At 33.7% G+C, this 25,192-nt stretch carries 27 protein-coding genes; 5 read left to right on the top strand and 22 right to left on the bottom strand.

From position 1 onward, the window contains the following. The first annotated feature begins 37 nt into the window (after positions 1–37). The gene (locus J2W95_RS01130; RefSeq protein ID WP_310003067.1) at positions 38–2,761 is read left to right on the top strand and encodes a DNA gyrase/topoisomerase IV subunit A; all 2,724 of its coding nucleotides are present in this window, start codon (positions 38–40) and stop codon (positions 2,759–2,761) included. A 30-nt stretch (positions 2,762–2,791) separates the two neighbouring features. On the opposite strand, the gene J2W95_RS01125 is transcribed toward J2W95_RS01130, so the two are convergent. From J2W95_RS01125 to J2W95_RS01075, 11 genes are all read right to left on the bottom strand, one after another. Continuing rightward, positions 2,792–3,460 (bottom strand): 3'-5' exonuclease, encoded by a 669-nt coding sequence (locus J2W95_RS01125; RefSeq protein ID WP_310003065.1) that lies wholly within the window; start codon positions 3,458–3,460, stop codon positions 2,792–2,794. Beyond that, the gene (locus J2W95_RS01120) at positions 3,460–5,379 is read right to left on the bottom strand and encodes a DUF294 nucleotidyltransferase-like domain-containing protein (protein WP_310003064.1); all 1,920 of its coding nucleotides are present in this window, start codon (positions 5,377–5,379) and stop codon (positions 3,460–3,462) included. The genes J2W95_RS01125 and J2W95_RS01120 overlap by 1 nt, the downstream gene beginning before the upstream one ends. Before the next feature lie 67 nt (positions 5,380–5,446). Beyond that, positions 5,447–6,220, bottom strand: coding sequence for a TerC family protein (locus J2W95_RS01115; protein ID WP_310003062.1), 774 nt, complete (start codon positions 6,218–6,220; stop codon positions 5,447–5,449). Between the two features lie 53 nt (positions 6,221–6,273). Continuing rightward, positions 6,274–6,648 (bottom strand): DNA topoisomerase IV, encoded by a 375-nt coding sequence (locus tag J2W95_RS01110; RefSeq protein WP_310003059.1) that lies wholly within the window; start codon positions 6,646–6,648, stop codon positions 6,274–6,276. A 182-nt stretch (positions 6,649–6,830) separates the two neighbouring features. Beyond that, the gene (locus J2W95_RS01105; RefSeq protein ID WP_310003058.1) at positions 6,831–7,406 is read right to left on the bottom strand and encodes a DUF1572 family protein; all 576 of its coding nucleotides are present in this window, start codon (positions 7,404–7,406) and stop codon (positions 6,831–6,833) included. Between the two features lie 2 nt (positions 7,407–7,408). Next, the gene (locus J2W95_RS01100; RefSeq protein WP_310003056.1) at positions 7,409–7,981 is read right to left on the bottom strand and encodes a pentapeptide repeat-containing protein; all 573 of its coding nucleotides are present in this window, start codon (positions 7,979–7,981) and stop codon (positions 7,409–7,411) included. Further along, positions 7,981–8,199, bottom strand: a complete 219-nt coding sequence (locus tag J2W95_RS01095; RefSeq protein ID WP_310003054.1) for a DUF6095 family protein — start codon at positions 8,197–8,199, stop codon at positions 7,981–7,983. The genes J2W95_RS01100 and J2W95_RS01095 overlap by 1 nt, the downstream gene beginning before the upstream one ends. A 65-nt stretch (positions 8,200–8,264) precedes the next feature. After that, the gene (murQ, locus tag J2W95_RS01090; protein ID WP_310003051.1) at positions 8,265–9,080 is read right to left on the bottom strand and encodes an N-acetylmuramic acid 6-phosphate etherase; all 816 of its coding nucleotides are present in this window, start codon (positions 9,078–9,080) and stop codon (positions 8,265–8,267) included. A gap of 188 nt (positions 9,081–9,268) precedes the next feature. Continuing rightward, entirely contained in the window at positions 9,269–9,697 is a 429-nt protein-coding gene (locus tag J2W95_RS01085; protein ID WP_310003049.1) for a hypothetical protein, read from the bottom strand. Positions 9,698–10,030: 333 nt separating this feature from the next. After that, positions 10,031–10,699, bottom strand: a complete 669-nt coding sequence (locus tag J2W95_RS01080; RefSeq protein ID WP_310003047.1) for a ZIP family metal transporter — start codon at positions 10,697–10,699, stop codon at positions 10,031–10,033. Positions 10,700–10,791: 92 nt separating this feature from the next. After that, positions 10,792–11,556 (bottom strand): class I SAM-dependent methyltransferase, encoded by a 765-nt coding sequence (locus J2W95_RS01075; RefSeq protein WP_310003045.1) that lies wholly within the window; start codon positions 11,554–11,556, stop codon positions 10,792–10,794. Between the two features lie 122 nt (positions 11,557–11,678). On the opposite strand from J2W95_RS01075, the gene J2W95_RS01070 reads away from it, so the two are divergent. Continuing rightward, positions 11,679–12,854: a THUMP domain-containing class I SAM-dependent RNA methyltransferase gene (locus J2W95_RS01070; RefSeq protein WP_310003043.1), complete on the top strand. Its 1,176-nt coding sequence runs from the start codon at positions 11,679–11,681 to the stop codon at positions 12,852–12,854. A 103-nt stretch (positions 12,855–12,957) separates the two neighbouring features. Here J2W95_RS01070 and J2W95_RS01065 read toward each other — a convergent pair whose 3' ends face one another. Continuing rightward, entirely contained in the window at positions 12,958–14,169 is a 1,212-nt protein-coding gene (locus J2W95_RS01065) for a patatin-like phospholipase family protein (RefSeq protein WP_310003041.1), read from the bottom strand. Positions 14,170–14,527: 358 nt separating this feature from the next. Between J2W95_RS01065 and J2W95_RS01060 the strand changes: the two genes are divergently transcribed. Further along, entirely contained in the window at positions 14,528–14,764 is a 237-nt protein-coding gene (locus tag J2W95_RS01060) for a hypothetical protein (RefSeq protein ID WP_310003039.1), read from the top strand. An 84-nt stretch (positions 14,765–14,848) separates the two neighbouring features. Here J2W95_RS01060 and J2W95_RS01055 read toward each other — a convergent pair whose 3' ends face one another. The 5 genes from J2W95_RS01055 to J2W95_RS01035 all read right to left on the bottom strand — a co-directional run bounded on the left by J2W95_RS01055 (position 14,849) and on the right by J2W95_RS01035 (position 18,957). Further along, entirely contained in the window at positions 14,849–15,679 is an 831-nt protein-coding gene (locus J2W95_RS01055) for a DUF6048 family protein (protein ID WP_310003037.1), read from the bottom strand. After that, entirely contained in the window at positions 15,651–16,190 is a 540-nt protein-coding gene (locus J2W95_RS01050; RefSeq protein ID WP_310003035.1) for a DUF6452 family protein, read from the bottom strand. The genes J2W95_RS01055 and J2W95_RS01050 overlap by 29 nt, the downstream gene beginning before the upstream one ends. 39 nt (positions 16,191–16,229) lie before the next feature. Further along, positions 16,230–17,642, bottom strand: coding sequence for a 23S rRNA (uracil(1939)-C(5))-methyltransferase RlmD (gene rlmD, locus J2W95_RS01045; protein ID WP_310003033.1), 1,413 nt, complete (start codon positions 17,640–17,642; stop codon positions 16,230–16,232). Positions 17,643–17,723: 81 nt separating this feature from the next. Then, the gene (locus J2W95_RS01040; RefSeq protein ID WP_310003031.1) at positions 17,724–18,188 is read right to left on the bottom strand and encodes a hypothetical protein; all 465 of its coding nucleotides are present in this window, start codon (positions 18,186–18,188) and stop codon (positions 17,724–17,726) included. A gap of 196 nt (positions 18,189–18,384) precedes the next feature. Next, entirely contained in the window at positions 18,385–18,957 is a 573-nt protein-coding gene (locus J2W95_RS01035; protein WP_310003029.1) for a hypothetical protein, read from the bottom strand. 285 nt (positions 18,958–19,242) lie between these two features. Here J2W95_RS01035 and J2W95_RS01030 point away from each other — a divergent pair, with 285 nt between their 5' ends. Both J2W95_RS01030 and J2W95_RS01025 read left to right on the top strand, forming a co-directional pair. Continuing rightward, a complete protein-coding gene (locus J2W95_RS01030; protein ID WP_310003027.1) occupies positions 19,243–19,653 on the top strand; it encodes an OsmC family peroxiredoxin in 411 nt (136 codons plus the stop codon). Between the two features lie 276 nt (positions 19,654–19,929). After that, a complete protein-coding gene (locus J2W95_RS01025; protein ID WP_310003025.1) occupies positions 19,930–20,913 on the top strand; it encodes a glycoside hydrolase family 43 protein in 984 nt (327 codons plus the stop codon). Between the two features lie 158 nt (positions 20,914–21,071). Here the strand turns inward: J2W95_RS01025 and J2W95_RS01020 are convergent, their stop codons facing one another. The 5 genes from J2W95_RS01020 to J2W95_RS01000 all read right to left on the bottom strand — a co-directional run bounded on the left by J2W95_RS01020 (position 21,072) and on the right by J2W95_RS01000 (position 25,140). Next, the gene (locus J2W95_RS01020; RefSeq protein WP_310003024.1) at positions 21,072–21,515 is read right to left on the bottom strand and encodes a hypothetical protein; all 444 of its coding nucleotides are present in this window, start codon (positions 21,513–21,515) and stop codon (positions 21,072–21,074) included. A gap of 13 nt (positions 21,516–21,528) precedes the next feature. Continuing rightward, positions 21,529–22,515, bottom strand: a complete 987-nt coding sequence (locus tag J2W95_RS01015; protein WP_310003022.1) for an aldo/keto reductase — start codon at positions 22,513–22,515, stop codon at positions 21,529–21,531. 151 nt (positions 22,516–22,666) lie between these two features. Continuing rightward, on the bottom strand, positions 22,667–23,554 hold the full coding sequence (gene cysM, locus J2W95_RS01010) for a cysteine synthase CysM (protein ID WP_310003020.1): 888 nt from the start codon (positions 23,552–23,554) through the stop codon (positions 22,667–22,669). Then, positions 23,541–24,347: a serine O-acetyltransferase gene (locus J2W95_RS01005; protein ID WP_310003018.1), complete on the bottom strand. Its 807-nt coding sequence runs from the start codon at positions 24,345–24,347 to the stop codon at positions 23,541–23,543. Before J2W95_RS01005 ends, cysM begins: the two co-directional genes overlap by 14 nt. A gap of 163 nt (positions 24,348–24,510) precedes the next feature. Beyond that, the gene (locus J2W95_RS01000) at positions 24,511–25,140 is read right to left on the bottom strand and encodes an SGNH/GDSL hydrolase family protein (RefSeq protein ID WP_310003016.1); all 630 of its coding nucleotides are present in this window, start codon (positions 25,138–25,140) and stop codon (positions 24,511–24,513) included. Between the last annotated feature and the right edge of the window lie 52 nt (positions 25,141–25,192).

Raw genomic sequence — 25,192 nt, 5'->3', positions numbered from 1 at the left:
GGAAAAGTAGTTATTCCTATATTTTTATAATAAATAAATGAAAGACGAAGAAGACGATAACCTAATTCCAGCAAACGAAGAAAATAATTCAGAAGACAATTCTTTTGACGAAAATCAAGAGGGAAATGATTCGGATGAAATTATTGATGTCGAAGCCAAACATTTCGAAGGGCAGCATTTTTATGAAAATACAGAGGATGAAAATGATACCATTACCAAAGTTACAGGAATGTACAAAGATTGGTTTTTGGATTATGCTTCCTATGTAATTTTAGAGCGTGCCGTTCCTGCGATAGAGGATGGCTTCAAACCGGTGCAACGAAGAATTATGCACTCCCTTAAAGAGTTGGATGATGGCCGTTACAATAAAGTTGCCAATGTTGTTGGTCACACGATGCAGTATCACCCTCACGGGGATCAAAGTATTGGTGATGCGATGGTGCAAATAGGCCAAAAAGAATTATTGATTGACTGCCAGGGAAACTGGGGTAATATCTTAACGGGTGATGGAGCTGCAGCTTCCCGTTATATTGAGGCGCGTTTGTCAAAATTTGCTTTGGAGGTTTTGTATTCTCCAAAAATTACCGATTGGGGAGTTTCCTATGATGGTCGTCGTGCAGAACCGAATAACTTACCCGTAAAATTTCCATTATTATTGGCTTCGGGAGCTGAGGGTATTGCAGTAGGTCTTTCGACAAAAGTTTTGCCTCATAATTTTAATGAATTGATAGATTCGTCCATTAAAATTCTGAAAGGAAAACCATTTACGCTATATCCGGATTTCTTGACACAAGGTATTGCCGATGTGTCCAATTATAATGATGGAATGCGTGGAGGACGTGTTCGTGTTCGTGCCAAAATTGGTCAACTCGACAAAAATACATTAGTGATTACCCAAATTCCTTTTTCTACAAATACAACGACTTTGATTGACAGTATTTTGAAAGCCAATGAAAAAGGTAAAATCAAAATCAAAAAAATTGAAGATAATACGGCGGCTGAGGTTGAGATATTAATTCATCTTTTTCCTGGGGTTTCTCCAGATAAAACCATCGATGCTTTATTTGCATTTACAGCTTGCGAAACTTCGGTAGCGCCTTTGGGTTGTGTGATTGAGGATAATAAACCGTTGTTTATCGGGGTTTCGGATATGTTGAAAATTTCAACAAACAGAACGGTTGATTTACTTCGACAAGAGTTGGAAATTCAATTAGAAGAATTAAAAAATAAATGGCATTTTTCTACTTTAGAGAAAATCTTCATTCGTGAAGAAATGTACATTGATTTTAAGCTGTATGGAGATAGAGAATCGTTGTATGTCTATTTATATGATCGTTTTGAGCCTTTCAAGAAATCATTAGTCAGAGAAATTCATGATGATGATTTGCATAGATTAACTCAGATTCCAATGATTCGTATTACTCGTTTTGATTCTGACAAAGCCGATGACTTTATCGCTAAGTTAGAAGAGGAAATGAAGGAAGTGGAACATCATTTGGCGCATTTGGTTGATTTTGCCATTGCTTATTTTGCAAAATTAAAAGAGAAGTACGGAAAAGGTAGAGAGCGTCAAACTGAGTTGCGTATTTTTGATGATATTGAAGCTACCAAAGTGGTTTTAAGAAATACCAAATTGTACGTAAACAGAGAAGAAGGTTTCGTCGGAACAAGCTTGAAAAAAGATGAATATGTTACCGATTGTTCCGATATTGATGACGTAATTGTCTTTTTGCGTGATGGAAAAATGATGATTACCAAAGTCGATGCGAAAACCTTCGTTGGTAAAGACATTATCCATGTTGCCATTTTTGACAAAAGTGATAAGCGTACAATTTACAATATGATTTATCGTGATGGTAAGTCTGGACCATCGTATATCAAGCGATTTAATGTTTCGGGAGTTACTCGTGATAAACCTTACGATTTGACAAATGAAACTGCGGGTTCACAAACCTTGTATTTTTCATGTAACCCAAATGGGGAAGCTGAGGTAATTACTATTTTATTACGTCAGGTGGGAAGTATCAAAAAATTAAAATTCGATATTGATTTTGCTTCTTTAGCCATAAAAGGTCGCGCTTCCAAAGGAAATTTGGTTTCTAAATACCCTATCAAGAAAATTGAATTGAAAGAGAAAGGGATTTCAACATTATTACCAAGAAAGGTTTGGTTCGATGATACTGTTCAACGATTGAATGTTGATGCCAGAGGAGAGTTGTTGGGTGAATTTAGACCTAGTGACAAAATTTTAGTGATTTCACAAGCTGGAAAAATAAAAGTCATTACGCCTGAATTGTCTACCCATTTTGATGAAGATATGATTGTTCTGGAGAAATGGATACCTAAAAAACCAATTTCGGCCATTTATTATGATGGTGAAAAAGAACGTTATTATATTAAGCGTTTCTTGGTAGAAACCGAAAATAAAGAGGAGTGTTTTATTACTGAACATTCTAATTCAAGATTAGAGATTGTAGCGACTGATTATCGCCCTGTAGCCGAATTAGTTTTTACTAAGGTAAAAGGAGTTCAAAAAGATAATTTGACCGTGGATATTGAGTCATTTATAGCTGTAAAAGGATTTAAGGCACTCGGTAATCAATTGACAACTGATAAATTGAAACAAGTAAACCTATTGGAGTCTTTACCGTATGAAGCTCCCGAAGAAATTGTTCCAGAGGAAATTGAAGTACAAGGAGAAATAAATTCCGATGATACAGATGTTCAATTGGATGATGACGGGCAGGTTACCTTATTCTAGAATAAAAAAAGCTCCTTTTAGGAGCTTTTTTTATTTAAACAAATCTTTTATAGTAAATTCTTTTTTGCCTTTTAGTCCTTTTAATTTTTTTACAATTTTTAAGAAAGCAATTGCTGTAATATATGCATCTCCCATTGCGGTATGACGATCTTTTTTTGAGATGTCAAATTTATCAGCAAGATCATCCAAGGCATATTTTTCTTTTCGTTCCAAAAGATTTGACATAATGAGTGTTCTTTTATAAAGAAACGAAGTATCCAACGTTTTGTTTGTCAAAAGAGGAAGACCATTTCGTTCCAAGGCTCGATTGATCATAGTAACATCAAATATGGTATGATGGGCAATTATAATGGAGTCTCCTAAAAAAGTCAAAAACTGTTGCAAAGCTTCTAACTCTGATGGTTTGTCCATTACCCAATCTTTCAAAATCCCATGAATTTGGGCACTTTTTTTATCGTAATGATCTTGATGGATATAAATTTCAAAACTATCAGGAATTGAAATTGCATTGTTCTGTAAAACGACAGCTCCTATACAAAGTATTCGGTCATTGTCATAATCAAAGCCTGTGGTTTCAGTATCTAAAACTACAAAACGAGTGCTTTCAACAGTGTTAGAAAGTGTTTTGTCAATCGATTTTTCTGGAATCTTCAAAAAATCAAATATGCTTGCTTTGATTCTTTTTAAAAAGTTCATCATTACAGTATATTTGAAGGATTAAAGCGAATGGAAATAATTTCTTGTATTTCTTTAATGGTTTTAAAGGTGCTCTTAAGTTTTATTTTTTCAAGTTTTGTTAGATCTCCAAGCGCAATATATTGACCAGAATCATTATGTAAAAGTCCTTGTTTGGTTCTGAATTTCAAGAGTGCTCTATATGAATAGGAGCAGGCCAAATACAACTCTCTATTGTGTGGTTCCAATTCTGCCAATTTTTCAAAACGTTCAGGAGTATTGCTAATCGATTTTACTGCATGAGATAGTATCAATACTCGTGCTGCATCACTCAAAGGCATTAAAGCTCTCCTTTTTATATCGAAAGAATCTTTGTTTGCTCCGTCTTGTTCCAATAAAAACTCCCTGAAAAATCCAGTAGGAGATGGGCTTTGCAAAGCACCACTCACCAAATGAAGATAAAATACAGGGTTTGCCTTTATATCTTCCAAAATATAGTCGGATAAGTTATTTGCGACTTCGCTATCACCATAAGAAAGGCTGTAGTCAAAAAAGATAAAAGACAATAATACTTCGTCTTTTCCGGTATTTGTAATCCAATGATGAACCAGTTTTTTCCATTCGCCAAGACTTAAACACCACTTTGGATTTGATGCCATCATTTCTGCTGGACAATAATCGTATCCAATTTCAAATAATCCTTTGTTGACATGAGTTGCTAATTCTAAGAAATATTTTTTGGTCTTTTCTTTTAGTTCTTCAGGTACATCCTCATAGACTAAGGCATTGTCTTGGTCGGTTTGTAATAATTGTTCGCTTCGTCCTTGACTTCCCATTGCTAACCATGCAAATTTTACAGGAGGTGGAGTACTCATTTTCTTTAATGAAATATCTATTACTTGTTGAATGCACACATCATTCAATTCGGTTATGATTTTTGATGTCAGTGTTATTGGGATGTTTTGGTCCAAATAGCCTTGTAACAGCTGCATGATACTGGCGCGTATCGGTTTGATTTCTTTATATTTCTTTGCTCTTTTTACGGCTTTTATCAATACAGCAGGATTGTTTCCCAGTGAAACCATAACATCATGTTTAGAAAGAATACCAACAGCTTTCGTATTTGGTGTACCATCTTTCGTAAGGCATATATGGCTGATGTTACTTTTCATCATAGCCATTTGTGCTTGTGTAGTGGTGAGTTTTTTTGGATAGGTAATAACAGGACTCGTCATTATTAAAGATGCCGATGTTGTGATAGGATATTCACCTGTTACAATTTTGTTCCTTAAATCCTTATCGGTGATGATTCCGATAGGGAGTTTATCTTCCACAACAAGTACAGCTCCGACATTTTTTTTAGTCATGATTTCGGCTATAGCTTTTGCTGTAGTTATAGAGGAACACGTAACTATTTTTTTGGAATATTTTACAGGATGAATATCCAATAATTTGCTGTCTGTTTCCAAACTATCACCAGCCAAGGTTTCGCCATACAATTTTCCTCGATGGCTTTTAGAGTATGGATTGTTAGTATTAGACGCAAAACTTTGTATTAAGAAGTTACCAACTGCTTCATTTTCTAATGCGTATGGTCTAAAAATAGAAATCGGAATAGCATAAAGGATGCTTTCTTCATAAGCTCTAGCTTCCATTTTATAATTTTCATTAGCGATAAGAGGTCTCAATCCAAAAATATCTCCTTCATCACACATATCTAAAATATCATTTTTTTGATTTTTTCTAAGTGCGACAGCTCCTTTGTGAACCACATAAAATGAGCTGTGTGTTTCTTCGTTTTCGGCAAAAATAACACTGTCTTTTTCTTTGTAGATAATGGATATTTGCTCGGAAAGAATTTCAATGTCTTTTTGGTTTAAAAAGGTAAAAGGAGGAAAGTTCTTTAAAAAATCGGCAACTCTATGCGAAATGGTATTTTTCATTTGTTTTGAAACTGTATTTATGATGTAAAAAAAAACACAGCTACTTTTGAGTAACTGTGTTATGATTTTATTTTTTTGCTTTTGTCATTTTCATATTTAATACTTCTACAAATAAAGAGAACGAAATGGCAAAGTATAAATAGCCTTTTGGAACTGGAGTCACATGGCTGCCAAAAATAAGGGCATTTGCTAAATGGGCGCTTTCAGTCAAAAGCATGAATCCTATCAAAATCAAAAAGGACAAACCTAAAATTTGTATCGATGGATGTTTGTTTACAAAATTCCCAACTGGAACCGCAAACTGCATCATAATCAAAACTGATATTACTACAGCGGTAACCATAATGATTAAAGCGCCTTCAACACCGTTTGTCATTCCCACAGCAGTAAGGATACTATCAAATGAGAAAACCAAGTCAATCATAATAATTTGCAGAATAACACTCTGAAAAGACTTTGCGGCAGCTCGTCCCAATTCTTTTTCTTCATGACCTTTTTCATCAACTTTCTCGCGAATTTCATTAGTACTTTTGTAAATCAAGAATAATCCTCCCAACAATAAAATGACACTTTGTCCTGTAATCCCAGCATGTAGCCAACTCCAGTCAATCGTAAACCAAGGTTTTTTCATTTGGGTTAAAAAATTAATTCCAAATAAAAGAGCGATTCGCATAAACATAGCTAGAAACATTCCTATTTTGGTAGCTTTTTTTCTGTCATCTGGAGCTAATTTTCCAGTTGCAATAGAGATAAAAATGATGTTGTCGATACCTAAAACAATTTCTAGAAAAGTCAATGTCAACAAGGCAATCCAAGCATCTGGGTTTAAAAATACTTCCATTTTTTATTATGGGTTTAAATTATGAGTTTTTTGAAATCTGCAATCTGAATTCTTTATTCTGAAATCTTAATAACCGTTCCTTTTTGTTTAGAATCGACACCAACCATTCCGAATTCAAAGGTATAGGAATTTTTTGAAGTTGTCAAAATTTTCATGCTAATCGCTTTCTCTTCGGCCTTGTTTTTCGGGTGTTTTTTCTGCAAAACATATTCACACTCATTCACCCAACGAACTGTTGAAGTATCCGTTTTTCCTTCAAAAGTTTCAATTTCAATACTATCATTACGCTCAAAAACCGTTGTTTTTTTAACGCCGTCAATTTCGTATTCAAATTTAAATTTACCTGTTTTAAAATCGGCGCAGTTGCGTTCCACATCATAACACGACATTAGTAGTAATAGTGGAGAAAGGAGTAATAGTCTTTTCATTTTTCTCTTATTTATTTTTTTTTGAGCCTAATCCAGCTGTTTGTTACAACTCCTCGGTCTATTCCCTTTTTTTCAATGAATCAAAAGTAGCTTCCTTCGTTCGCTCTTATGGTTCAGGAAAAAATAGGTTTAGCTCTGTGGGTTTTTTACTTCCATCTGGGGCATGTGATTCATAATATTTATTATTTCAATCTTCTAAATTCTTCTTCAGTAAAATTCTTAATCGATTTCTCTTGTGCAAATTTGTCGGCATTATAACTATTCGAATTGTTTTTAGGAATCGATAAACTATTCCATTCGCCATTTTTTAGTTGTTTTGCATAAAAAACAATTTGACCAACATGATACGGATAATGCGCCAATTGTCTGTTAATGGCTTCAATAACTGTATGTCCCTCGTTCCTGATATAAATAATCTCTGAAAGTTGTTCAGGCTGCAAGCTGTCCAAAGCTCCCAAAAAACATTCCCAACCTGCATTCCAATTATTCAGTACTTGGTCTTTTGTTTGTAAATCATTTTCAAATTCGGCATCCCGATTTCTCGTTTCTTTTTCACCATCGGTGGTCAGAAAATCGGTCCAGCGTGATAGCATATTCCCCGAAAGGTGTTGTACAATCACAGCAATACTGTTGGTGTCTTCATTTGTTGATACAAAAAGCTGCTCTGGTTCCAGTTGCTCAATTGCTTTTTCTCCCAACATTTTATAGTAGAGAAATTGCTTTTTTACACTTTCAAGATACGAGGCGGTTGCATTCATGATTACTCAATTTTTATATCATATTTATCCAAAAGACCAGCGATTCCCTGATTTGAAAATTTTGCTTTTTTCATGGGGTTGAATTCAGGATCAATTTTGTAATTGTAAGCTGTAGTAAAATCAACACCAGCCAAAAGAGTATCATTAAAAATTGCATTGTCCAAATTACAGTTCCCAAAAACAGATTGTGTCAAATTGGTTCCGATAAAAGTAACTTCTTTCATTGAACAGGAATTGAATTTGGTTTTAGGCATTTTTTTATTCGCAAAAGAACTATAGTCTAAAATGCAATCTTGAAATTGCACATTGAACAAAAAATCCTGACACGAATGAAATTGAATCCCCATTAATTTACAGTTCTTGAAGTGAACAGTCTTTAAACTAGAACCTCCCAATTGGGTCATCGATAAATTACATTCTATGAATTCACAATCCATAAAACTATTATTCGAAAAATCACTATTTGAGAAATCGCAGTTCTTAAAAACGCAATCTTCAAATTCACGATTATTAATCTTCTTACCGATATAGGTTACTTTTTCAAATGTTTTTTGAATGTGTATCAGGTCTTCCATTAGTCGTTAAATATGCCTTTCATTATTATTTTTAAACCTACAAACATTAAATACATTGATGCGAGACAGGCAATAATTCCAATGGATAAAACCAGATAATGCCAATTTGTATGCTGGTTCATAAATGCATTGTAAATTACTGTGGGACCAATAAACATAAGAGGTAATGCACCTGTTAAATATTTTATTCCTTTTGCTAAGTGTTCTTTGTTAGCCATTTTTGTTAGTTTAGTCGATTTTCTGTTTAATTGTTTAATCGTAATCAGTACAGCCAAATATTTACTTACTGAGCATTGTAAAAATCAACAGCTTTTCTCACGCTTCCGTGAGTTTTCAGCAATTCAGAGCCTTCCTCATAAGTTACAGGAATTTCTCCCATAATCATTTTTACGCCACGATCAACCAGTTTACTGTTGCTCAATTGCATATCGACCATTTTGTTTCCTTTTACTTTTCCAAGCTGAATCATAGTGGCTGTGGTAATCATATTCAGTACCAATTTTTGGGCAGTTCCGGCTTTCATTCTAGAACTTCCAGTTACAAATTCTGGTCCTACAATAACTTCGATTGGGAATTTTGCCGTTTGCGAAAGCGGACTTCCGGCATTACAGGAAATGCTTCCGGTACTTATGTTTTTAGCATTACAAGCTTGTAAACCTTCAATAACATAAGGAGTTGTCCCAGAAGCGGCAATACCAATAACCACATCATTTTCGTTTACATTGAAAGCTTCCAAGTCAATCCAAGCTTGGGTAGCGTTGTCTTCTGCGTTTTCTACAGCTTTGCGAATAGCAGTATCACCACCAGCAATAATCCCGACAACCAAATCGAAAGGGACTCCAAAAGTAGGAGGGCATTCTGAGGCATCTAGTATTCCCAAACGTCCAGAAGTTCCGGCTCCAATGTAGAATAATCGTCCACCTGATTTCATTTTGGCAACAATTTCGGTTACCAATATTTCTATTTGTGATAAGGCTTTTTCTACAGCGAATGGGACAGTTTTGTCTTCGTTATTTATGTTGGTAAGTAATTCTTGAACCGACATTTTTTCTAAATGTTCGTATTGGGAAGATTGCTCAGTGGTCTTTGTGAAGTTCATTATTCTATTTTAAAATTGACAACTTTTATACTTGGTAAAGTTAGGGAATTTTAAAACTTACTATTCTGTGTAAAACGAAAAAATAGGAATAAAAAAATCATTTATGTCTATTAATTATAAATCAGTTATTACCTATAATTGAAAAAGGGTCTAACTTTAATTTAAAAGTTAAACCCTCATTTTTATTTTTAAACGCTTTTTAGAAAAGTGTCTTCTTCTGCTTCTTTCTCTTTATCGCCTTCATCTTCTTCATTTGATTCAATAAGAGTGTGATGCAAGCGTTCTGCCATTTTTTCAATACTATTCGTAATCGAATCGCAAACCAATTCCATTCTGCGATGTTTTTCTTCTTTGACAGCCCTTAAAACATTTTCAACAAAAACTTTGTCATACTTCTCGGCAACAGAATCACGTGTATTGGTCATTCTGATCACAGAATCATTACTGAATATGGTAACTCTAAAATGTTGTTCTTCGTTACTTAAATAATACTTTCCACCTAATTCATCACAATTGATATCGGTTGCGCTTATTTTTAATAACTCAGTAATTATTCCAAAAATATGATTTTCAATTTTGGTATATTCTTTAGGTCTTCTTCTAAAAAAATTAAACATGTAAACAAATGTGTATTAAGGTCTTTAGATAATTTTTTCTCATCGTTTCTTCTATAAATTTATTTAATAATTTGGTGTCAATCTCATAAAGACAGAAACTTCTCAAGAATTTATTTTCGGCAAATTAATGGTAATATTTTTAATAATGCAAATTATTTAAATTATATGAAAGTTAATTTAAGTAATTGAGTCTAAATGCTTGATTATTCATAAAATATATCCATCAGAATAACATTGCACTAAATCAAATTTTAATCAATAAAAAGTAGTAGTCTAATTGTTTTTTATAATCGCAGACAGATGAAAAACAATTGATCGGGTATTGTATTTTTTCTATATTAAATAAGCCAGTAAAATACCAATTACAATCATCGATACTTTGGCAATATTGAACTTGTGTCCTTCACTACTTTCAAAAATAATAGTTGATGAAATATGAAATAAGATTCCAATTACAACGGCTGTTATCTCAGTATAATATTTGTTCAATTGTGGTATAAAGTCGGATACAATGGTACCTAGCGGTGTCATTATTGCAAAAGTGGCCATAAATAAAAATATGGCGTTTCTATTTAGACTGGAACTTATAAAAAAAGAAGTCAAAATAATAGCAATAGGTAAATGATGAATCGCTATTCCTAGCGCTAAATCACTATGATGGCTAACAGGGAATCCTTCCAAAAAGGCGTGAATGCAAAGACTGATGAACAATAGCCATGGAATTTGTAACATTTTGGAATGGCCATGTACGTGACCATGTTCTGCTCCTTTGGAGAAAAACTCCAATATGATTTGAAACAAAATCCCTGTCATTATAAAAATCCCTATGTTATGGTTTTTACTTTCGTACACTTCAGGAAGTAAATGCATTACGGTAAGCGAAAGCAAGAAAGAACCACTAAACGCCAGTAATAGCTTTAGATTGGTTTTGTTTTTTGGCTTTAGAAATAAAGCAATAAAATAACCAAGAAGTACAGACAGTAATGGTAATAGATAATTCATGTTTTTTGTTTAATCGTTTTTTTATTGTTTAACCGTTTAATAGTGTAATTGTTTAATCGATTTGACGGTTAAACAATTATACGATTAAACAATTACTTAAAAATCATAATTAATCTTTCGCTTTCAGTTTTGTGGAATTTTTTTAGTTTATAATCGCCAAAAACATCCAATAAAAAGATACCTGCTTCTTCCATCATTTCTTCAAAATCCTTGAGGGTAAGAGCTTTTACTTTTTCGGTAAAATGATACTTGTGACCTTGGTCTTCAAAATCAATTTCTTTGAAAATATGTCCATCTTTTAGATAGCGTTTGATTTGGAAATCGATTCCATCTACGTGTTTTACTTCTTCTGGAACCAAATTGTTGAGTACATTGGTAACATTCATAAAATCAATCACGGCAAAACCATACTCCGTTAAACTTTCTTTTATGGCTTTTAGGGTCGTGAGGTTGTCCTCATCGTTTTCGAAATAACCAAAACTGGTAAACAGATTGAATATAGCATCAAATTTATCTTCAAATGTTTCTCGCATATCATGTACTTGAAAATGCAAGGTTTCGTTACTGTTTTTTTGCGCTTCCAATATGCTGTTTTCAGATAAATCAGCACCAATAACATTAAATCCCAATTGATTTAAATAAATGGCATGACGGCCTTTACCACAAGCTAAGTCAAGCACTTTAGCTTTCTCTGGAAGATTGAGGTAATGCGTCAGATTGTCCATGAACAATTGCGCTTCTCTATAGTTTCTTTCTTTGTAAAGTATATGGTAATAAGGACTGTCGAACCAAGAAGCAAACCAATTTTCTGGATTGGAATTGGTAATTTGTGTTTTGTTATTTATAGAATCGGACATTTATTCTTTTTCAATTAATTTAAGTCCGGCAAATTTAGTGTATTTTTGCAGAAAATATACTATTTCAAACCGTTTAGGATGTTTGGAATACGCAATTTTAATATTGGAATTTATAAAGACAGATGGAGAATTTTAAGATGATTGCCAAAACCTTTTTTGGTTTTGAAGAAATATTGGCAAAAGAGCTAACAATGTTGGGCGCACAGGATGTGGAGCAGGGGGTGAGAATGGTGAGTTTTAAAGGAGATAAAGGATTTATGTACAAAGCGAATTTGTCTTTGCGCACTGCTTTGAAGATCTTGAAACCAATTTATTTTTTTAAAGCGAGAGACGAACAATCGTTATATAAAGGAATAAGAGGGACGAATTGGTCTAAATACATAAATGCAAATCAGACTTTTGTGATTGATGCAACGGTTCATTCGGAGTATTTTAACCACTCTGAGTTTGTGTCTCAAAAATGTAAGGATGCAATTGTGGATCAGTTTCGTGAAAGAACGGGACAACGTCCAAGTATTGATAAAGCTTTTCCTGATTTAAGAATAAATATTCATATTGATAAAGATCAAGTTTCGGTAGCATTAGATACCTCTGGGAATTCATTGCATCAACGTGGTTACAGAACGGCTACAAACATTGCTCCAATAAATGAGGTTTTGGCAGCTGGTATTTTATTACTTTCGGGTTGGGACGGACAAACTGATTTCTTGGATCCGATGTGTGGTTCTGGAACATTTTTGGCAGAAGCAGCAATGATTGCTTGTAATATTCCTGCGAATATCAACCGTAAAGAATTTGCTTTTGAAAAATGGAATGATTGGGATAATGATTTGTTTGATAATATTCAAGATAGTTTATTGAAACGTGTTCGTGAGTTTCATTACACCATAAAAGGATATGATAAAGCACCATCTGCAGTTCAAAAAGCTAAGGATAACGTAAAGAATGCCAATCTAGATGAATATATAAAGATAGAGGAACAGAACTTTTTTGATACTGAGAAAACTTCTGAAGGGAAATTGCATATTGTTTTCAATCCGCCTTATGATGAGCGATTGGATATTCATATGGAAGAATTTTATAAAAATATTGGAGATACCTTGAAAAAGAATTATCCAGGAACGAATGCTTGGTTTATTACTGCAAACCTAGAAGCTTTGAAATATGTTGGATTGAAACCTTCAAGAAAAATCAAACTTTTTAATGCGAGTCTTGAAGCTCGTTTAGTGAAATATGAAATGTATGAAGGAAGTAAGAGAACGAAGTTTCAGACTGTTCCTGATGGTGGTGCAGAATAATTAGTTCAAAATGTCCGAAAATATAATCCCAATAATTGCTATTTAATTTAGTAATTATTGGGATTTTTTGCACTTTTTGTATATGAATTACTTTAGTCTAATTTTATTCTGTAGGTTGTTTTTCAATCCATGCTTTGTTTTCAAGATTTCTTTTGATTGTGGGAATATCTCCTCTTGCAGTAATCAATAAACCTCTTCTTGTTTTACTGTCTATAAAATCCGATCTGAACCAATTTCCTTTTTGTTCTGCAGCAGGAAGATTTGCTTCATTTGGTGGGCATATATAATCTACCATTGCACTCCCAATAGTTATCATCAATGGGAACATATTCACATCGGCCATATCAATTTCGCTTAATTCCTCATTTTTTAAAGTATGTAGCCAATCGGCTTTTAATGCTTGTATGTGTGCTATTTTTTTATTGGGTAATTTTGCCATTGCTTCTTCATCGAATGATATTTGGTATCTGCGCAGTTTCAGGCCTTTGATTAATCCACTGCGTAAGAGATCAATTTGCATTTCACTGGCATCTTTACCAGTTTCCTCCATGACATAATTCAGCCAAAATAAGGCATCAATACCTTTTGGCTCCTGTGTTTTATTGGGTGCTATAAACCGAAGTGCTGTTCCTGTTCCAAAACTGAAAACTGTCAATTTATCGGATTGGTATTTTTCATTACCAGTATATTCTAACGCCTCCAATACAGCAGCCAAAACAGGATTGTTGTAAGTAGTTGTTCCTCCGTCAATGAAACGTTCAAATGGAGCAAAATAAGTTGGCGCTGACATGGTTGCTTCCATAACTCCACGTAGTAAAACAGTTTTGTAGGTGCCAATAAAATTACCTCCTTGATTGACGCAAGTAAAGAAAGTTTCTTCTCCTGCAGTCATGTCTTTTGAAGTAAGTATACAATCTAGACCAGTTTCTTTACAAACGTCTTGAAGTGTGCTGTCTCCAATAATTTCCTTAAGCAAAGTTCTATAGTTTTTTTTGTCAAAAGCGGGTGGATTATAAAAGCGATTAGCCAATATATTTCGTCTTGTAAATACTCTAGAAAGTAGTTTTGTATAGAGATCTTCAATTTCTTTTGCACTCTTTTTTTTAAGAATCAATGAAGAAATTATTGCACCTGTAGAAGTTCCAGCAACCATATCACACCATTCATAACAAGGACTTCCTGCAATTGCTTCGAGTTTTTTTAATAATTGAATAGTTAATATTCCTCTCATACCGCCGCCATCGATACTTAAGATTATTTTATCTCCTTCAGGTATTCCCAAGTTTTTACGTGCAATTTGTTTTTTTGTGTCCATACTTTTTAATCTTGATAGTCGTAGTTTTTTAGCTTCGAGAATTTATTCTTTACAGCAGTTTTTGTAAACTTATCTGTTGAGTTATTTCATTTATGAAAAATAATTCACAAATGATTTCTGAAAAGGTCAAGTGGTATTTATGGTATGTAAATTAGTTATTTACAAAGAAGTGTTTTTGGATAACCATAAAATTAGTACATAAAACAATACAAATTATTGTAAAATAAATTATTCTTAAAATAAAATAGATTGAAGTCTGTTCAAAAGATTCGTTTGAGTGAAGAAAATAATTATTGTTTTTCTGAGAATTATTTAGATTTTCAATTAATTTTGAAGAAATATATTTAAATACAATAAAATGACAAAATTACAAGTAAGAGCATTTCTATACAATCTAGGTTGCTTTGCCATATTGTTTATAGCATTTCGTTATTTGGTAGAACAATATACCAATCTTTCTGGATTCTGGATTCCAATGACAGCTTTTGTTGCAGGAACGCTTTTGTCTCCAAAATTCCAAGCTGCAAAAACTAAAGACGGCGAAAAATTATTCATGTCTTGGTTGTTTGTAAAAGGGATTAAAGAAATAGGATAATCGAATTATTTTAAACAGAAAAGGAGTAAAGCTGAATTTATAGATTCAGTTTTACTCCTTTTTTTATGAAATTAAATTTTATGCTTATTTCTTCTTAGAAGCTGTTTTTACAGGGATAACTTTCTTTTTGTAAATTGGGATAAAATAGGAAACAGTATAGTTAAAGCCTGCTCCGAATTTACCATCATAAGTCCTGTTGAATCCTGGAATGTAAAGATTTTCAAAGTTACCTGGCTCAGAATTGGTTATTAATACTTTCAATTGTAAATTAAACCCAACATAGATATTATTGAATACTTTTACATTTACTCCTGCAGCAACTTCTCCCCATCCAGCTGTTAATCCATCGTATTTTTCACCAGAATCTATCAACTCCGATTGTCCAAAATAAGGATGTGGATTATAGATGAGATAGTTGTTCAATTGTTCACTAAAGGTACTAAAACCAAAGCGAACACCCAGAGTGATAAGATTTTCCATGTCAAGCCAATTGGTGTAGGCGTTGTAATTAAAACCTGCTTTAAGATAAGTCCCTTTGGTTGTGGTACTCAACAATGGATCTTCGACAGTGATTTCTTCACTACCTAGTTCACCATACAAATAGAATTTTTTGGTTAATCGATAATCCCCTGTAAATGCTATTCCATTGTAATCGGAGTCATAAAGAGATCTCGCAATTTTGTTGATATCAACACCAACAATCAAACCGTAACGGTCTGTTTTGGGTTTTATGGTATCTGTTTTTACAGTATCGAGTTTTTTTTCTGGATTCTTTTTAGTTGATGTAACATTTTTAGTTTCCGTTATTTTAACATCGTTTTCGATAGTTGTGGTAGTCGTTTTTTCTTGTGCCTGTACAAATAACAGTGACAACAAAAAGCAAATACTAAAAGAATATTTTAATAATTGTCTCATTTTCGTATGTTATGTTATGTTGTGCGACGATCACATATTTAATCCACATTTCGTCAGCAGGTTTTGCATCAGATAGTGTGAAAGGATTTCCTGGATCTAAATTAAAAGTGGTTTTAAAACCACAAGCTCTAGATACATAAACACTTTCTCTGGTATATTTAAATTCCAAATTGTCAGTATTAATCAAAAGAGGATTTTTGTTTCCGGAGTTTAGAATAAAACTATATTTTACAATGTCGGCAGCTGTATTCAATGGAAGCAATATACTAGTCCCGCTAGTTAAATACTTTGCTTCATCAATTCCATCTGGTGTAAAAATCACTCCTTCTGTCATTCCTTCTCCAATAACTTTCAAATTAGTTACGTTTTTTGCTACAGATGGATTCGAGATATCGAAAAACTGAATAAGCATTCTTGGGGTTGTGGGAGTATTTGGGTCACAAATATCATCTGGTTCGCAACTGGATGAGGCGAAACCAAGAATCATTAAAAACGCAATTATTTTTTTCATATTTTTTCTTCTTCCCCTTAAGGGGTTAGGGATTGAGGCTTATCGTCTTTCCAAAAGTACAACATTTTCAACATGATGTGTTTGCGGGAACATATCCACTGGACGCACTCGTGTCACTTTGTATTTTTCGTCCATTAAAGCCAAATCTCTAGCTTGTGTAGCCGAGTTGCAACTTACATAAACCACTTTTTCTGGAGCAATTTTCATAATTTGTTCAATTACATCTTTATGCATTCCATCTCTTGGTGGGTCAGTAATAATTACATCAGGATGACCATGCTGTGCAATAAATGCATCATTAAAAACGACTTTCATATCTCCTACAAAGAACTCGCAATTAGTGATTTCATTGCGTTCTGCGTTTAATTTTGCATCTTTAATTGCTTCAGGAACACTTTCTACGCCAATAACTTTTTTGGCTTTTTTAGATACAAATTGTGCAATAGTTCCCGTTCCTGTGTACAAATCATAAACTATTTCATTGCCGGTAAGTCCCGCAAAATCTCGAGTTATTTTGTATAATTCGTATGCCTGATCTGAGTTAGTTTGGTAAAAAGATTTAGCATTGATGCTAAATTTCAAACCTTCCATTTCTTCAAGGATGTAATCTCTTCCTTTGTATAATTTTATATCAGTGTCATATAAAGTGTCGTTTGCTTTATTATTTACGACATATTGCAAAGATGTAATTTGAGGGAATTTCTCGTATAGATGATCAAGAATCAATTCTCTGTTGGCTTTGTCATTCTCAAAAAACTGAATCAAAACCATAATTTCTCCTGTCGAAGCCGTTCTTAGCATCAAAGTTCTTAGTAAACCTTCATGGGCTCTAGGATTAAAGAAAGTCAAACCATGCTCATTGGCAAAGGCGCGAACTTCATTACGAATCGCATTCGATGGATCTTCCTGTAAATGACATTTGTTGATGTCCAAGATTTTGTCCCACATTTTTGGAATATGGAAACCAAGCGCATTTCGGTTACCCAAGTCTTCTTCACTTCCTATCTCATCTTCGGTCAACCAACGGCTGTTCGAAAACGAAAATTCCATTTTATTTCTATAAAAAAACTGTTTTTCAGAACCTAAAATTGGTTCAAATTCAGGAAGTTCAATTTTACCAATGCGTTGCAAATGGTTTTTTACCTCATTTTGCTTGAAGAATAACTGTTGATTGTAATTCATATTCTGCCACTTGCATCCACCGCAAACACCAAAATGCTCACAAATTGGGTCTACACGATGCTCCGAAAATTCATGAAAATGAACTGCTTTACCTTCATAGTAAGCCTTGCGCTTTTTGAAAGTTTGCACATCAACCACATCCCCAGGAACTACATTTGGGATAAAAACTACTTTACCATCGGGAGCTTTTGCCACCGAAACGCCTTTTGCACCAGCATCAAGGACTTTTATTTGATGAAAGACAACTTTGTCTGTATTTTTCTTTGCCATGGCGCAAAAATAAGGCTTTGAATTTATTTTTGGATTTTAATTCTATGTTTTTTTTAATAAATACTCAATTTCCATAGTCATTTACTCAAATTCATCCTTCCAGTCTTTGGTCGAAATTGCTGAAGCTTTATTTTCCGTGTTCATCGTTACCCGAAGTTCCTTATTTGCTTTAGCATATTCAAAAAGTGCCTTAAATCGGTAAATGTTTGTATTGTCGGTCATGTTTGGAACCATTTCTACAAATTCAAGATCTTTAAAAAGGCCATATTTTAGGCTGTATTTTACACAGATTTGTTTGATGTTCTCTGGTGTAGATTTGGCAATAACCTTATCGGTGGCTTCACTTTGCGTAAAAGGCTTGAATTTAATGTCGTTACAGGTCATTAAAACCCTTTTTCCTAATTCGTAGGCTTTGTTTTTTTGCGCTTCATCGAGTTTATTTATTTCATTCGCGTCAACACTTTTGCCTATTTGTTTCCCATTTACGTTTTTAGTTTTACAGCCAATAAACGCCAATAGACAACATATTATAATTACTTTTTTCATAATAATGTAAATTTCAATAAGAACGTAAGTTAATGAAATAAAGTGTAATTTACTTATTATTAGGTGTTAATAACACTTTTTGCTTCAAACGAAGTTCACTGAACTCCAATGAAAATTATAGCACAGTGAAGTAATCGGAGGCAGAGGAGTTAATGGTTTGAATGGGGTTAATGGGATAGTTTTGGTTAAGTATGAACTATTTCAATATTACTGTTTTATTTCCTTTCTTTTGAATATAAACTCTCTTATTATGTTCTATCGAGGCATCTGGTTTTGAGTTTTCTTCCAGAATTAAAGTTCTATTATAATAGAGCTTATCTATATAGGCATAAATCCCATTGCTACCGTTCATAGCTTCTCTTTTGAATTTAAATTTCACATCGATAGTATCAGTATCTTTTTCAGAAATCCTGACAAAAATTCTATTGTTTTGATAACCTTGTTTTCCTGCTATGAGGGTGCTCCAGTAGTATTTCTGCATTTTTGATTCATATTCTATTATGCCTCCTTTATAATTATATCTCAATGGATTAGTTATTGGCGGGAGGTCAGAAGGAATGTACGATTCTTCATAAGTGACAGGAAAAATGGGATTGTTATTTAAGTCCAATAAATCGGTATTAGTATCATTACTGTAATAAAATTGTAATGAGTTGGCTCTCCAGAAGGGCTCTCCAGTTTGAGGAATTTCGTCTTCATTAGAACTACAGCTAGTTAAAGTGATACAAGTGATGCAAAAGATAACGAAAATAAGTTTTGTGGTTTTCATAAGTAGTTGTTTAATAACTAGATGCCTGTTTTAAAAAAGGTTGCGTCTTTTTTGAAAATAAATCCTACTAATGTAATAAAATTAAAAAAGAGAATTATGTCATCCAAAAGTGTAGCTATAATTCAATAAAGGAAAAAATATAAAAAAAAGGTTGTTTTGAAAAATATTGTTAATCAGTATGTTACGATGGTCTCAATTATTAAATTTTAGTTAAAATTATCTATTTCTAAAATCTGATTTTCATTTAAAAACTAAATTTGAGTAAACTAAAAAACGACTATTATTATGAAAAGAAATGCAACCGCAGTTTGGAATGGTTCCCTAATGGAAGGAGCCGGTAAATTAACAACACAAAGTACAACTTTAGAAAACACTCAATATTCATTCAAATCCCGATTTGCCGAAGGCGTTGGTACCAATCCGGAAGAACTTGTCGCTGCAGCTCACGCAGGTTGTTTTACGATGCAGCTCACGGCTTTTATAGGTGAAACCACTGCAGAAATTGAAAGCATAGAAACGAAATGCGTGATTAATTTGGTTGACGGAACGATTATTGGTTCTTACTTAACGGTAAATGCCAAAATAAGCGGTATAACTGATGATATTTTTCAAGAATTAGTTACAAAAGCGGAAAAGAATTGCCCGATTTCAAAACTATTCAATACCGAAATTACTACAGAAGCTACTTTGATTTAAGCTATTATACAGCAGTAAAAAAAAATGATCTAAGTTTTTTGCGACTGATTTAGTTTGTAATTTAGGTTAGTTTTGGTATTCACTGATTCGCCAGATTCATCAAGTAAGGTCAATACTGTCCTAAATGTTTTTTTTATTCTTTATGACTAGTTAGTAACATAGCTGTTTAGGGCGGAATTGTTTATTGTTGTCAAGTAATATTTATATAAAAAAGGATCTGTTAACCTAAAACGGTTTGGTATATTTGTTTTGCTTTTGAAACAAAACGTAACTATTATGAAACGAATTTTATTCTTATTCTTTATTATTTCTTATTCAAAAATGATTGCGCAAAATTTAGTTTTGGATAAAGCAATAAACAATAACCCCGTTTTTAAAGGATGGTATGCAGATCCAGAAGGAATTATTTTTGATAAAACGTATTGGGTATATCCTACTTTTTCAGCACCATATGAAAAACAAGTTTTTTTGGATGCCTTTTCTTCTCCTGATTTAACCCATTGGACAAAACATCACAAAATTTTGGACACAGCCGCTGTAAAATGGGCTAAAAAAGCTATGTGGGCACCATCGATTATTAAGAACAAAAATAAATATTTCTTGTTTTTTGGTGCAAACGATATTCAAAGCGATAATGAAGTTGGAGGAATTGGAGTTGCGGTTGCTTCAAAACCTGAAGGGCCTTATAAGGATTATTTAGGAAAACCGTTAGTTGATAAATTTTATAACGGAGCACAACCTATTGATCAATTTGTGTTTAGAGATAAAGATGGGCAATGTTATTTAATTTATGGAGGATGGAGACATTGTAATATTGGAAAATTAAAAGCTGATTTCACTGGTTTTGTCCCTTTTGAGGACAAAACTCTATTTAAAGAAATTACTCCGGAAAATTATGTTGAAGGGCCATTTATGTTTATCCGAAACAATAAATATTATTTCATGTGGTCAGAAGGTGGTTGGACCGGACCAGATTACTGTGTGGCGTATGCTATTGCAGATTCACCGATGGGGCCATTCAAGCGAGTTGGTAAAATCTTGCAACAAGATCCAAAAATAGCAAGGGGAGCAGGTCATAATTCAATTATTAAAGCACCAGATTCTAATAAGTATTATATTGTTTACCATAGGAGACCGCTTACGGAAACCGATGGGAATTCTAGAGAAACGTGTATAGAAGAAATGCATTTTGATGAAAAGGGCTTTATAAAACCGGTTGCAATAACCAACGAAGGCGTAAGGGAACATTTGATTAAATAATTTTGATATTAATATTGAACTAAATGTTTTTCTTGAATACCTAATAACAACTACAGTTACTTTGGCTTAGTCGATCTAATATAATAACAAAAGGTTCGGTTTATTGTTTAGCCGAACCTTTTGTGTTTTTATATAATTTTTTGATTTTAAAAACTGCTCTATTCTTTCTTTTTAATCCATTCATAATTGACAATTGATAAAAAATAAAATAAACTGTCTGCAGTAATTTTCCCAAGAATAATTCCGATGAAATAATTGCCTGTCAATATGGGCATCCAATACATGCAAAACGGACGAATAAAAAAGAAATCCAAAACCGCGGGATAACCAAATTCGAGAAATAAATTCCGAATTAAAAAAGCAATTTCTTTTATAGTAACGCTTTGGTTGTTGAGTTTGTTTTTGGCAGCTAATGCTTTATAGGATCTGTAAATCATGACAACATAAAACGCAAAATATTCGGCAAACGTAATCAAATATGCTGTGATCAAGCCACTAAAAATCCTGCTGAATTGAGAAGCTAGTAATGCAGCAGTTGAAGCCGCCAATTCCGAATATTTATAGCGGTCAAACCACTCTTTGAAATTCGCTTTATTGAACATTTATGGTTCTATTTTACCAAAGTTGATGAACTTGTGGTTTGATATATTCCTTGTAAATGGCATTCATTGCAGAAATTTTCTCTGGAGTCAGCTTCGGTAAATCATACAGTGACAGATTAGACAAAACATGGCTTTCCTTTGAAGCTCCTGGAATAATACAGCTTATTTCGTTAAAGCTCAGAATCCATTGCAGGGCAATAGGAGCTAAATTAGTAGCTTCAGGGAAGAGTGCTTTCAAAGCATCTACGGCTTTTAGTCCCAACTCATAATTAATTCCAGAGAACGTTTCTCCTTTGTCAAAAGCAGCTCCATCACGATTGAAATTTCTATGATCCTGTTCTCCAAAAGTGGTTTTAGAATCAAATAATCCAGTCAATAACCCACTTGCCAATGGCACTCTTGCAATAATTCCGATGTCTTTTTTCTGAGCTTCTTTGAAAAACAATTCAGAAGGACGTTGACGGAAAAGGTTAAATATAATCTGAACTGTGGTTACATTAGAATATTCAATTGCTTTTAAGGCTTCTTCAACTTTTTCTACACTAACACCCAAATTCAAAATCTTCCCTTGGTCTTTTAGACGATCAAACATTTCGAAAATTTCAGGTCGGTAGAATACTTGGTTAGGAGGACAGTGCAATTGAATAAGATCAATTGTTTCCAATCCCATTCTATTCAAGCTGTCTTCAACAAATTTTTGCAATACTTTTGGTTGGTAACCTTCATTTATATGCGGATTGATGTGTCTTCCACATTTTGTAGCAATATAAACTCGCTCCGAACGGGAACGAACAACTCTTCCAACTGCAATTTCACTTAAGCCATTTTCGTAAACATCGGCTGTGTCAATAAAATTAACACCTTTATCAATGGCAGTATTGATTAACTCGTCTGCGGTTTTATCATTAAAGGGAGAACCCCATTTTCCACCTACTTGCCAAGTGCCAAGTGCGATTTCTGAAATATTGAAATTGGTTTTTCCTAGTTTACGATAGTTCATTTTTTCTTTTTTATGTTTCTAAGAAGCTAAGTTTCTGAGATACTGATATTTTTTTCTAAAATTTATTAATGTGGTTAATTTCTAAATTATTGAGATTAAAAAGTCAAAGAAGACTTAGAAACTTAGTGTCTCAGAAACTTAGAAACTTTTTTTAGTCAAACAAATCCGAAGACAAATAACGGTCTCCGCGATCACAGATAACGGCAACCACCACACCCGATTCGAGTTGGCTGGCAATTTTTACGGCCACCGCAACAGATCCTCCACTGCTCATACCTGCAAAAACACCTTCTTCTTTGGCCAATCGTTTTGTCATTTCACGGGCTTCTTCTTCGCTGACATCAATGGTTAAATCAACTTTTGAGGCATCAAAAATCTTAGGTAAATATTCTTGTGGCCATTTTCTAATACCTGGAATTTGTGAACCATCGCTAGGTTGAGCTCCAATGATTTGAATATTTGGGTTTTTCTCTTTCAAGTAAGTTGAGGTTCCTATAATTGTTCCAGTAGTTCCCATCGCCGATACAAAATGGGTAACAGTTCCGTCAGTATCATTCCATATTTCGGGTCCCGTGGTTTTGTAATGGGCTTTCCAGTTGTCGTCATTCGCAAACTGATTCAGCATAATGTAACCTCCTTCTGCTACTTTTTTATCAGCATAATCTCTGGAACCAATTATCCCTAGATCAGCAGGCGTCTGAATAACCGTTGCGCCATAGGCCTGCATGGTTTGCGTACGCTCGATGGTTGAATCTTCGGGCAGTACCAATTCGATTTCTATATTGAATAATTGGGCTATCATGGCCAGAGCAATTCCAGTGTTGCCACTCGTTGCCTCAATTAATTTATCTCCTTTTTTGATATCACCTCTTTCTATGGCCGATTTTATCATATTGTAGGCAGCACGGTCTTTTACACTTCCCCCAGGATTGTCTCCTTCAAGTTTCAGTAAAAGTTTTACGTTTTTGTTTGCTACTAAACGGGTTGTTTCTACCAATGGTGTATTCCCGATTAATTCTACTAGTTTATAGACTTTCATTTTTCTTTATCTCTTTTACTTTAACTTCGGTTGTGGTAGTATTCAATACTATTGAATGTGCAGGAATCGATTTGGTGATCCATGAGTTTCCACCTACAATGCTGTTTTTTCCAATAATTGTCTTTCCTCCCAAAATGGTTGCATTGGCATATAGGCAAACATCGCTCTCCACGGTAGGATGTCTTTTGGAATTTTTCATGCTTTTACTCACACTCAACGCTCCCAAAGTCACCCCTTGATATATTTTTACATTTTTTTCGATTACTGTCGTTTCACCAATTACAATTCCAGTGGCGTGATCAATAAAAAAAGGAGATGCAATTGTTGCTCCAGCGTGAATGTCAGTTCCTGTAATGCGATGGGCATATTCGCTCATTAATCTCGAAAAAAGCATCAAATCCAATAAATATAGCTCATGACTTAATCTGTAAATAGCAATTGCGTAAAATCCTGGATAGGCAAGATAAATTTCTTCCAAACTATTGGATGCAGGATCATTTTCTAAAATATAAGATGCGTCTTTGTTCAGTTTTTCGAGTACAGAAGGTAGTTTGTGCAAAAAATTCCCCCAGGCACTTTCGCACGAGTCTTGTGGCTTTTTGCAGGCCAAAGAAGCTATTTCTTTAAATTGTTTTTCTAACTCATCGATACTTTTTTCGAGTGGCGCAGCAGAATCAAATAAAGTGTAAAATAATTTTTCGGTAAAGGCTTCTGTTTTTGTCTTTATGCCATAATGTATAGAAAAATGACTTTTTGAAGCACTAATATTTTGAACAATCAGATCTTTGGTCATGATTATGAAATTGTATGTTAATTTTGAAAGGATAAAAGTAAGGTGTTTTTCAGAAAAAATAACAAGGTTTGACCAAAGAATTAGGTTAATTGCCGTTGAAAAATATAGGTTCAAAAAGATATAACAGAATCGCTATTTTTTTGAAATTATATCACATTAATTGCTAATTACTGATGATTATTTCAACGATTGATTCCATCATGAGATATCCTTCTTTATTGGGATGAACCCCATCTTCTGAATAAAATGCTTTTAAACCTTTTCGTTCATCAACCATAGCCGAATAATAATCTACAAATACAATGTCATTTGCTTTGGCATATTTCAAAATCATTGCATTTAATGCTTCGATTTTGTCGGCGGGTTCCATTCCTCGTTTCCAAGGGAAATCATTAGCAGGAAGTATCGAACATAAAACTACTTCGATGTTATTTGCTTTAGCCAATTCACACATAGAAATAAGGTTTCCTAGGATTGTTTCAGGTGTTGCTGGACCAGTATTTCCTGCAATATCATTTCCTCCAGCCAAAATAACGACAATTTTGGGTTTCAGTTCAATTACGTCCGGTCTAAAACGCAAGAGCATTTGTGAGGTCGTTTGGCCGTTAATGCCTCTATTGATGTATGATTTACCTATAAAAAAATCAGGATGAATAGTTTTCCAGCCTTCGGTTATGGAATCTCCAAAAAATACAATCCTTTTTTCTCCAGACAATGGAGCTAAAATCTGTTCATTCTCGATTTTGTATTTGTTCAAATACCCCCAGTCGAGGATTTTTTCTTTTCTTTCCATAAATAGTGGGTTGCAATTGAAATGACCTTATGATTTGTTTTAAAAATACAAT

It is taken from the genome of Flavobacterium granuli, from assembly GCF_031456055.1.
Lineage (GTDB): Bacteria > Bacteroidota > Bacteroidia > Flavobacteriales > Flavobacteriaceae > Flavobacterium > Flavobacterium granuli_A.
Note: the sequence above shows the minus strand (reverse complement) of the source record. Positions and strands in the feature narration are given on the sequence as shown.

Coding starts and splice junctions, on each gene's coding strand:
- J2W95_RS01130 (WP_310003067.1), top strand. CDS start 38: ATGAAAGACGAAGAAGACGATAACCTAATTCCAGCAAACGAAGAAAAT.
- J2W95_RS01125 (WP_310003065.1), bottom strand. CDS start 3,460: ATGATGAACTTTTTAAAAAGAATCAAAGCAAGCATATTTGATTTTTTG.
- J2W95_RS01120 (WP_310003064.1), bottom strand. CDS start 5,379: ATGAAAAATACCATTTCGCATAGAGTTGCCGATTTTTTAAAGAACTTT.
- J2W95_RS01115 (WP_310003062.1), bottom strand. CDS start 6,220: ATGGAAGTATTTTTAAACCCAGATGCTTGGATTGCCTTGTTGACATTG.
- J2W95_RS01110 (WP_310003059.1), bottom strand. CDS start 6,648: ATGAAAAGACTATTACTCCTTTCTCCACTATTACTACTAATGTCGTGT.
- J2W95_RS01105 (WP_310003058.1), bottom strand. CDS start 7,406: ATGAATGCAACCGCCTCGTATCTTGAAAGTGTAAAAAAGCAATTTCTC.
- J2W95_RS01100 (WP_310003056.1), bottom strand. CDS start 7,981: ATGGAAGACCTGATACACATTCAAAAAACATTTGAAAAAGTAACCTAT.
- J2W95_RS01095 (WP_310003054.1), bottom strand. CDS start 8,199: ATGGCTAACAAAGAACACTTAGCAAAAGGAATAAAATATTTAACAGGT.
- murQ (WP_310003051.1), bottom strand. CDS start 9,080: ATGAACTTCACAAAGACCACTGAGCAATCTTCCCAATACGAACATTTA.
- J2W95_RS01085 (WP_310003049.1), bottom strand. CDS start 9,697: ATGTTTAATTTTTTTAGAAGAAGACCTAAAGAATATACCAAAATTGAA.
- J2W95_RS01080 (WP_310003047.1), bottom strand. CDS start 10,699: ATGAATTATCTATTACCATTACTGTCTGTACTTCTTGGTTATTTTATT.
- J2W95_RS01075 (WP_310003045.1), bottom strand. CDS start 11,556: ATGTCCGATTCTATAAATAACAAAACACAAATTACCAATTCCAATCCA.
- J2W95_RS01070 (WP_310003043.1), top strand. CDS start 11,679: ATGGAGAATTTTAAGATGATTGCCAAAACCTTTTTTGGTTTTGAAGAA.
- J2W95_RS01065 (WP_310003041.1), bottom strand. CDS start 14,169: ATGGACACAAAAAAACAAATTGCACGTAAAAACTTGGGAATACCTGAA.
- J2W95_RS01060 (WP_310003039.1), top strand. CDS start 14,528: ATGACAAAATTACAAGTAAGAGCATTTCTATACAATCTAGGTTGCTTT.
- J2W95_RS01055 (WP_310003037.1), bottom strand. CDS start 15,679: ATGAGACAATTATTAAAATATTCTTTTAGTATTTGCTTTTTGTTGTCA.
- J2W95_RS01050 (WP_310003035.1), bottom strand. CDS start 16,190: ATGAAAAAAATAATTGCGTTTTTAATGATTCTTGGTTTCGCCTCATCC.
- rlmD (WP_310003033.1), bottom strand. CDS start 17,642: ATGGCAAAGAAAAATACAGACAAAGTTGTCTTTCATCAAATAAAAGTC.
- J2W95_RS01040 (WP_310003031.1), bottom strand. CDS start 18,188: ATGAAAAAAGTAATTATAATATGTTGTCTATTGGCGTTTATTGGCTGT.
- J2W95_RS01035 (WP_310003029.1), bottom strand. CDS start 18,957: ATGAAAACCACAAAACTTATTTTCGTTATCTTTTGCATCACTTGTATC.
- J2W95_RS01030 (WP_310003027.1), top strand. CDS start 19,243: ATGAAAAGAAATGCAACCGCAGTTTGGAATGGTTCCCTAATGGAAGGA.
- J2W95_RS01025 (WP_310003025.1), top strand. CDS start 19,930: ATGAAACGAATTTTATTCTTATTCTTTATTATTTCTTATTCAAAAATG.
- J2W95_RS01020 (WP_310003024.1), bottom strand. CDS start 21,515: ATGTTCAATAAAGCGAATTTCAAAGAGTGGTTTGACCGCTATAAATAT.
- J2W95_RS01015 (WP_310003022.1), bottom strand. CDS start 22,515: ATGAACTATCGTAAACTAGGAAAAACCAATTTCAATATTTCAGAAATC.
- cysM (WP_310003020.1), bottom strand. CDS start 23,554: ATGAAAGTCTATAAACTAGTAGAATTAATCGGGAATACACCATTGGTA.
- J2W95_RS01005 (WP_310003018.1), bottom strand. CDS start 24,347: ATGACCAAAGATCTGATTGTTCAAAATATTAGTGCTTCAAAAAGTCAT.
- J2W95_RS01000 (WP_310003016.1), bottom strand. CDS start 25,140: ATGGAAAGAAAAGAAAAAATCCTCGACTGGGGGTATTTGAACAAATAC.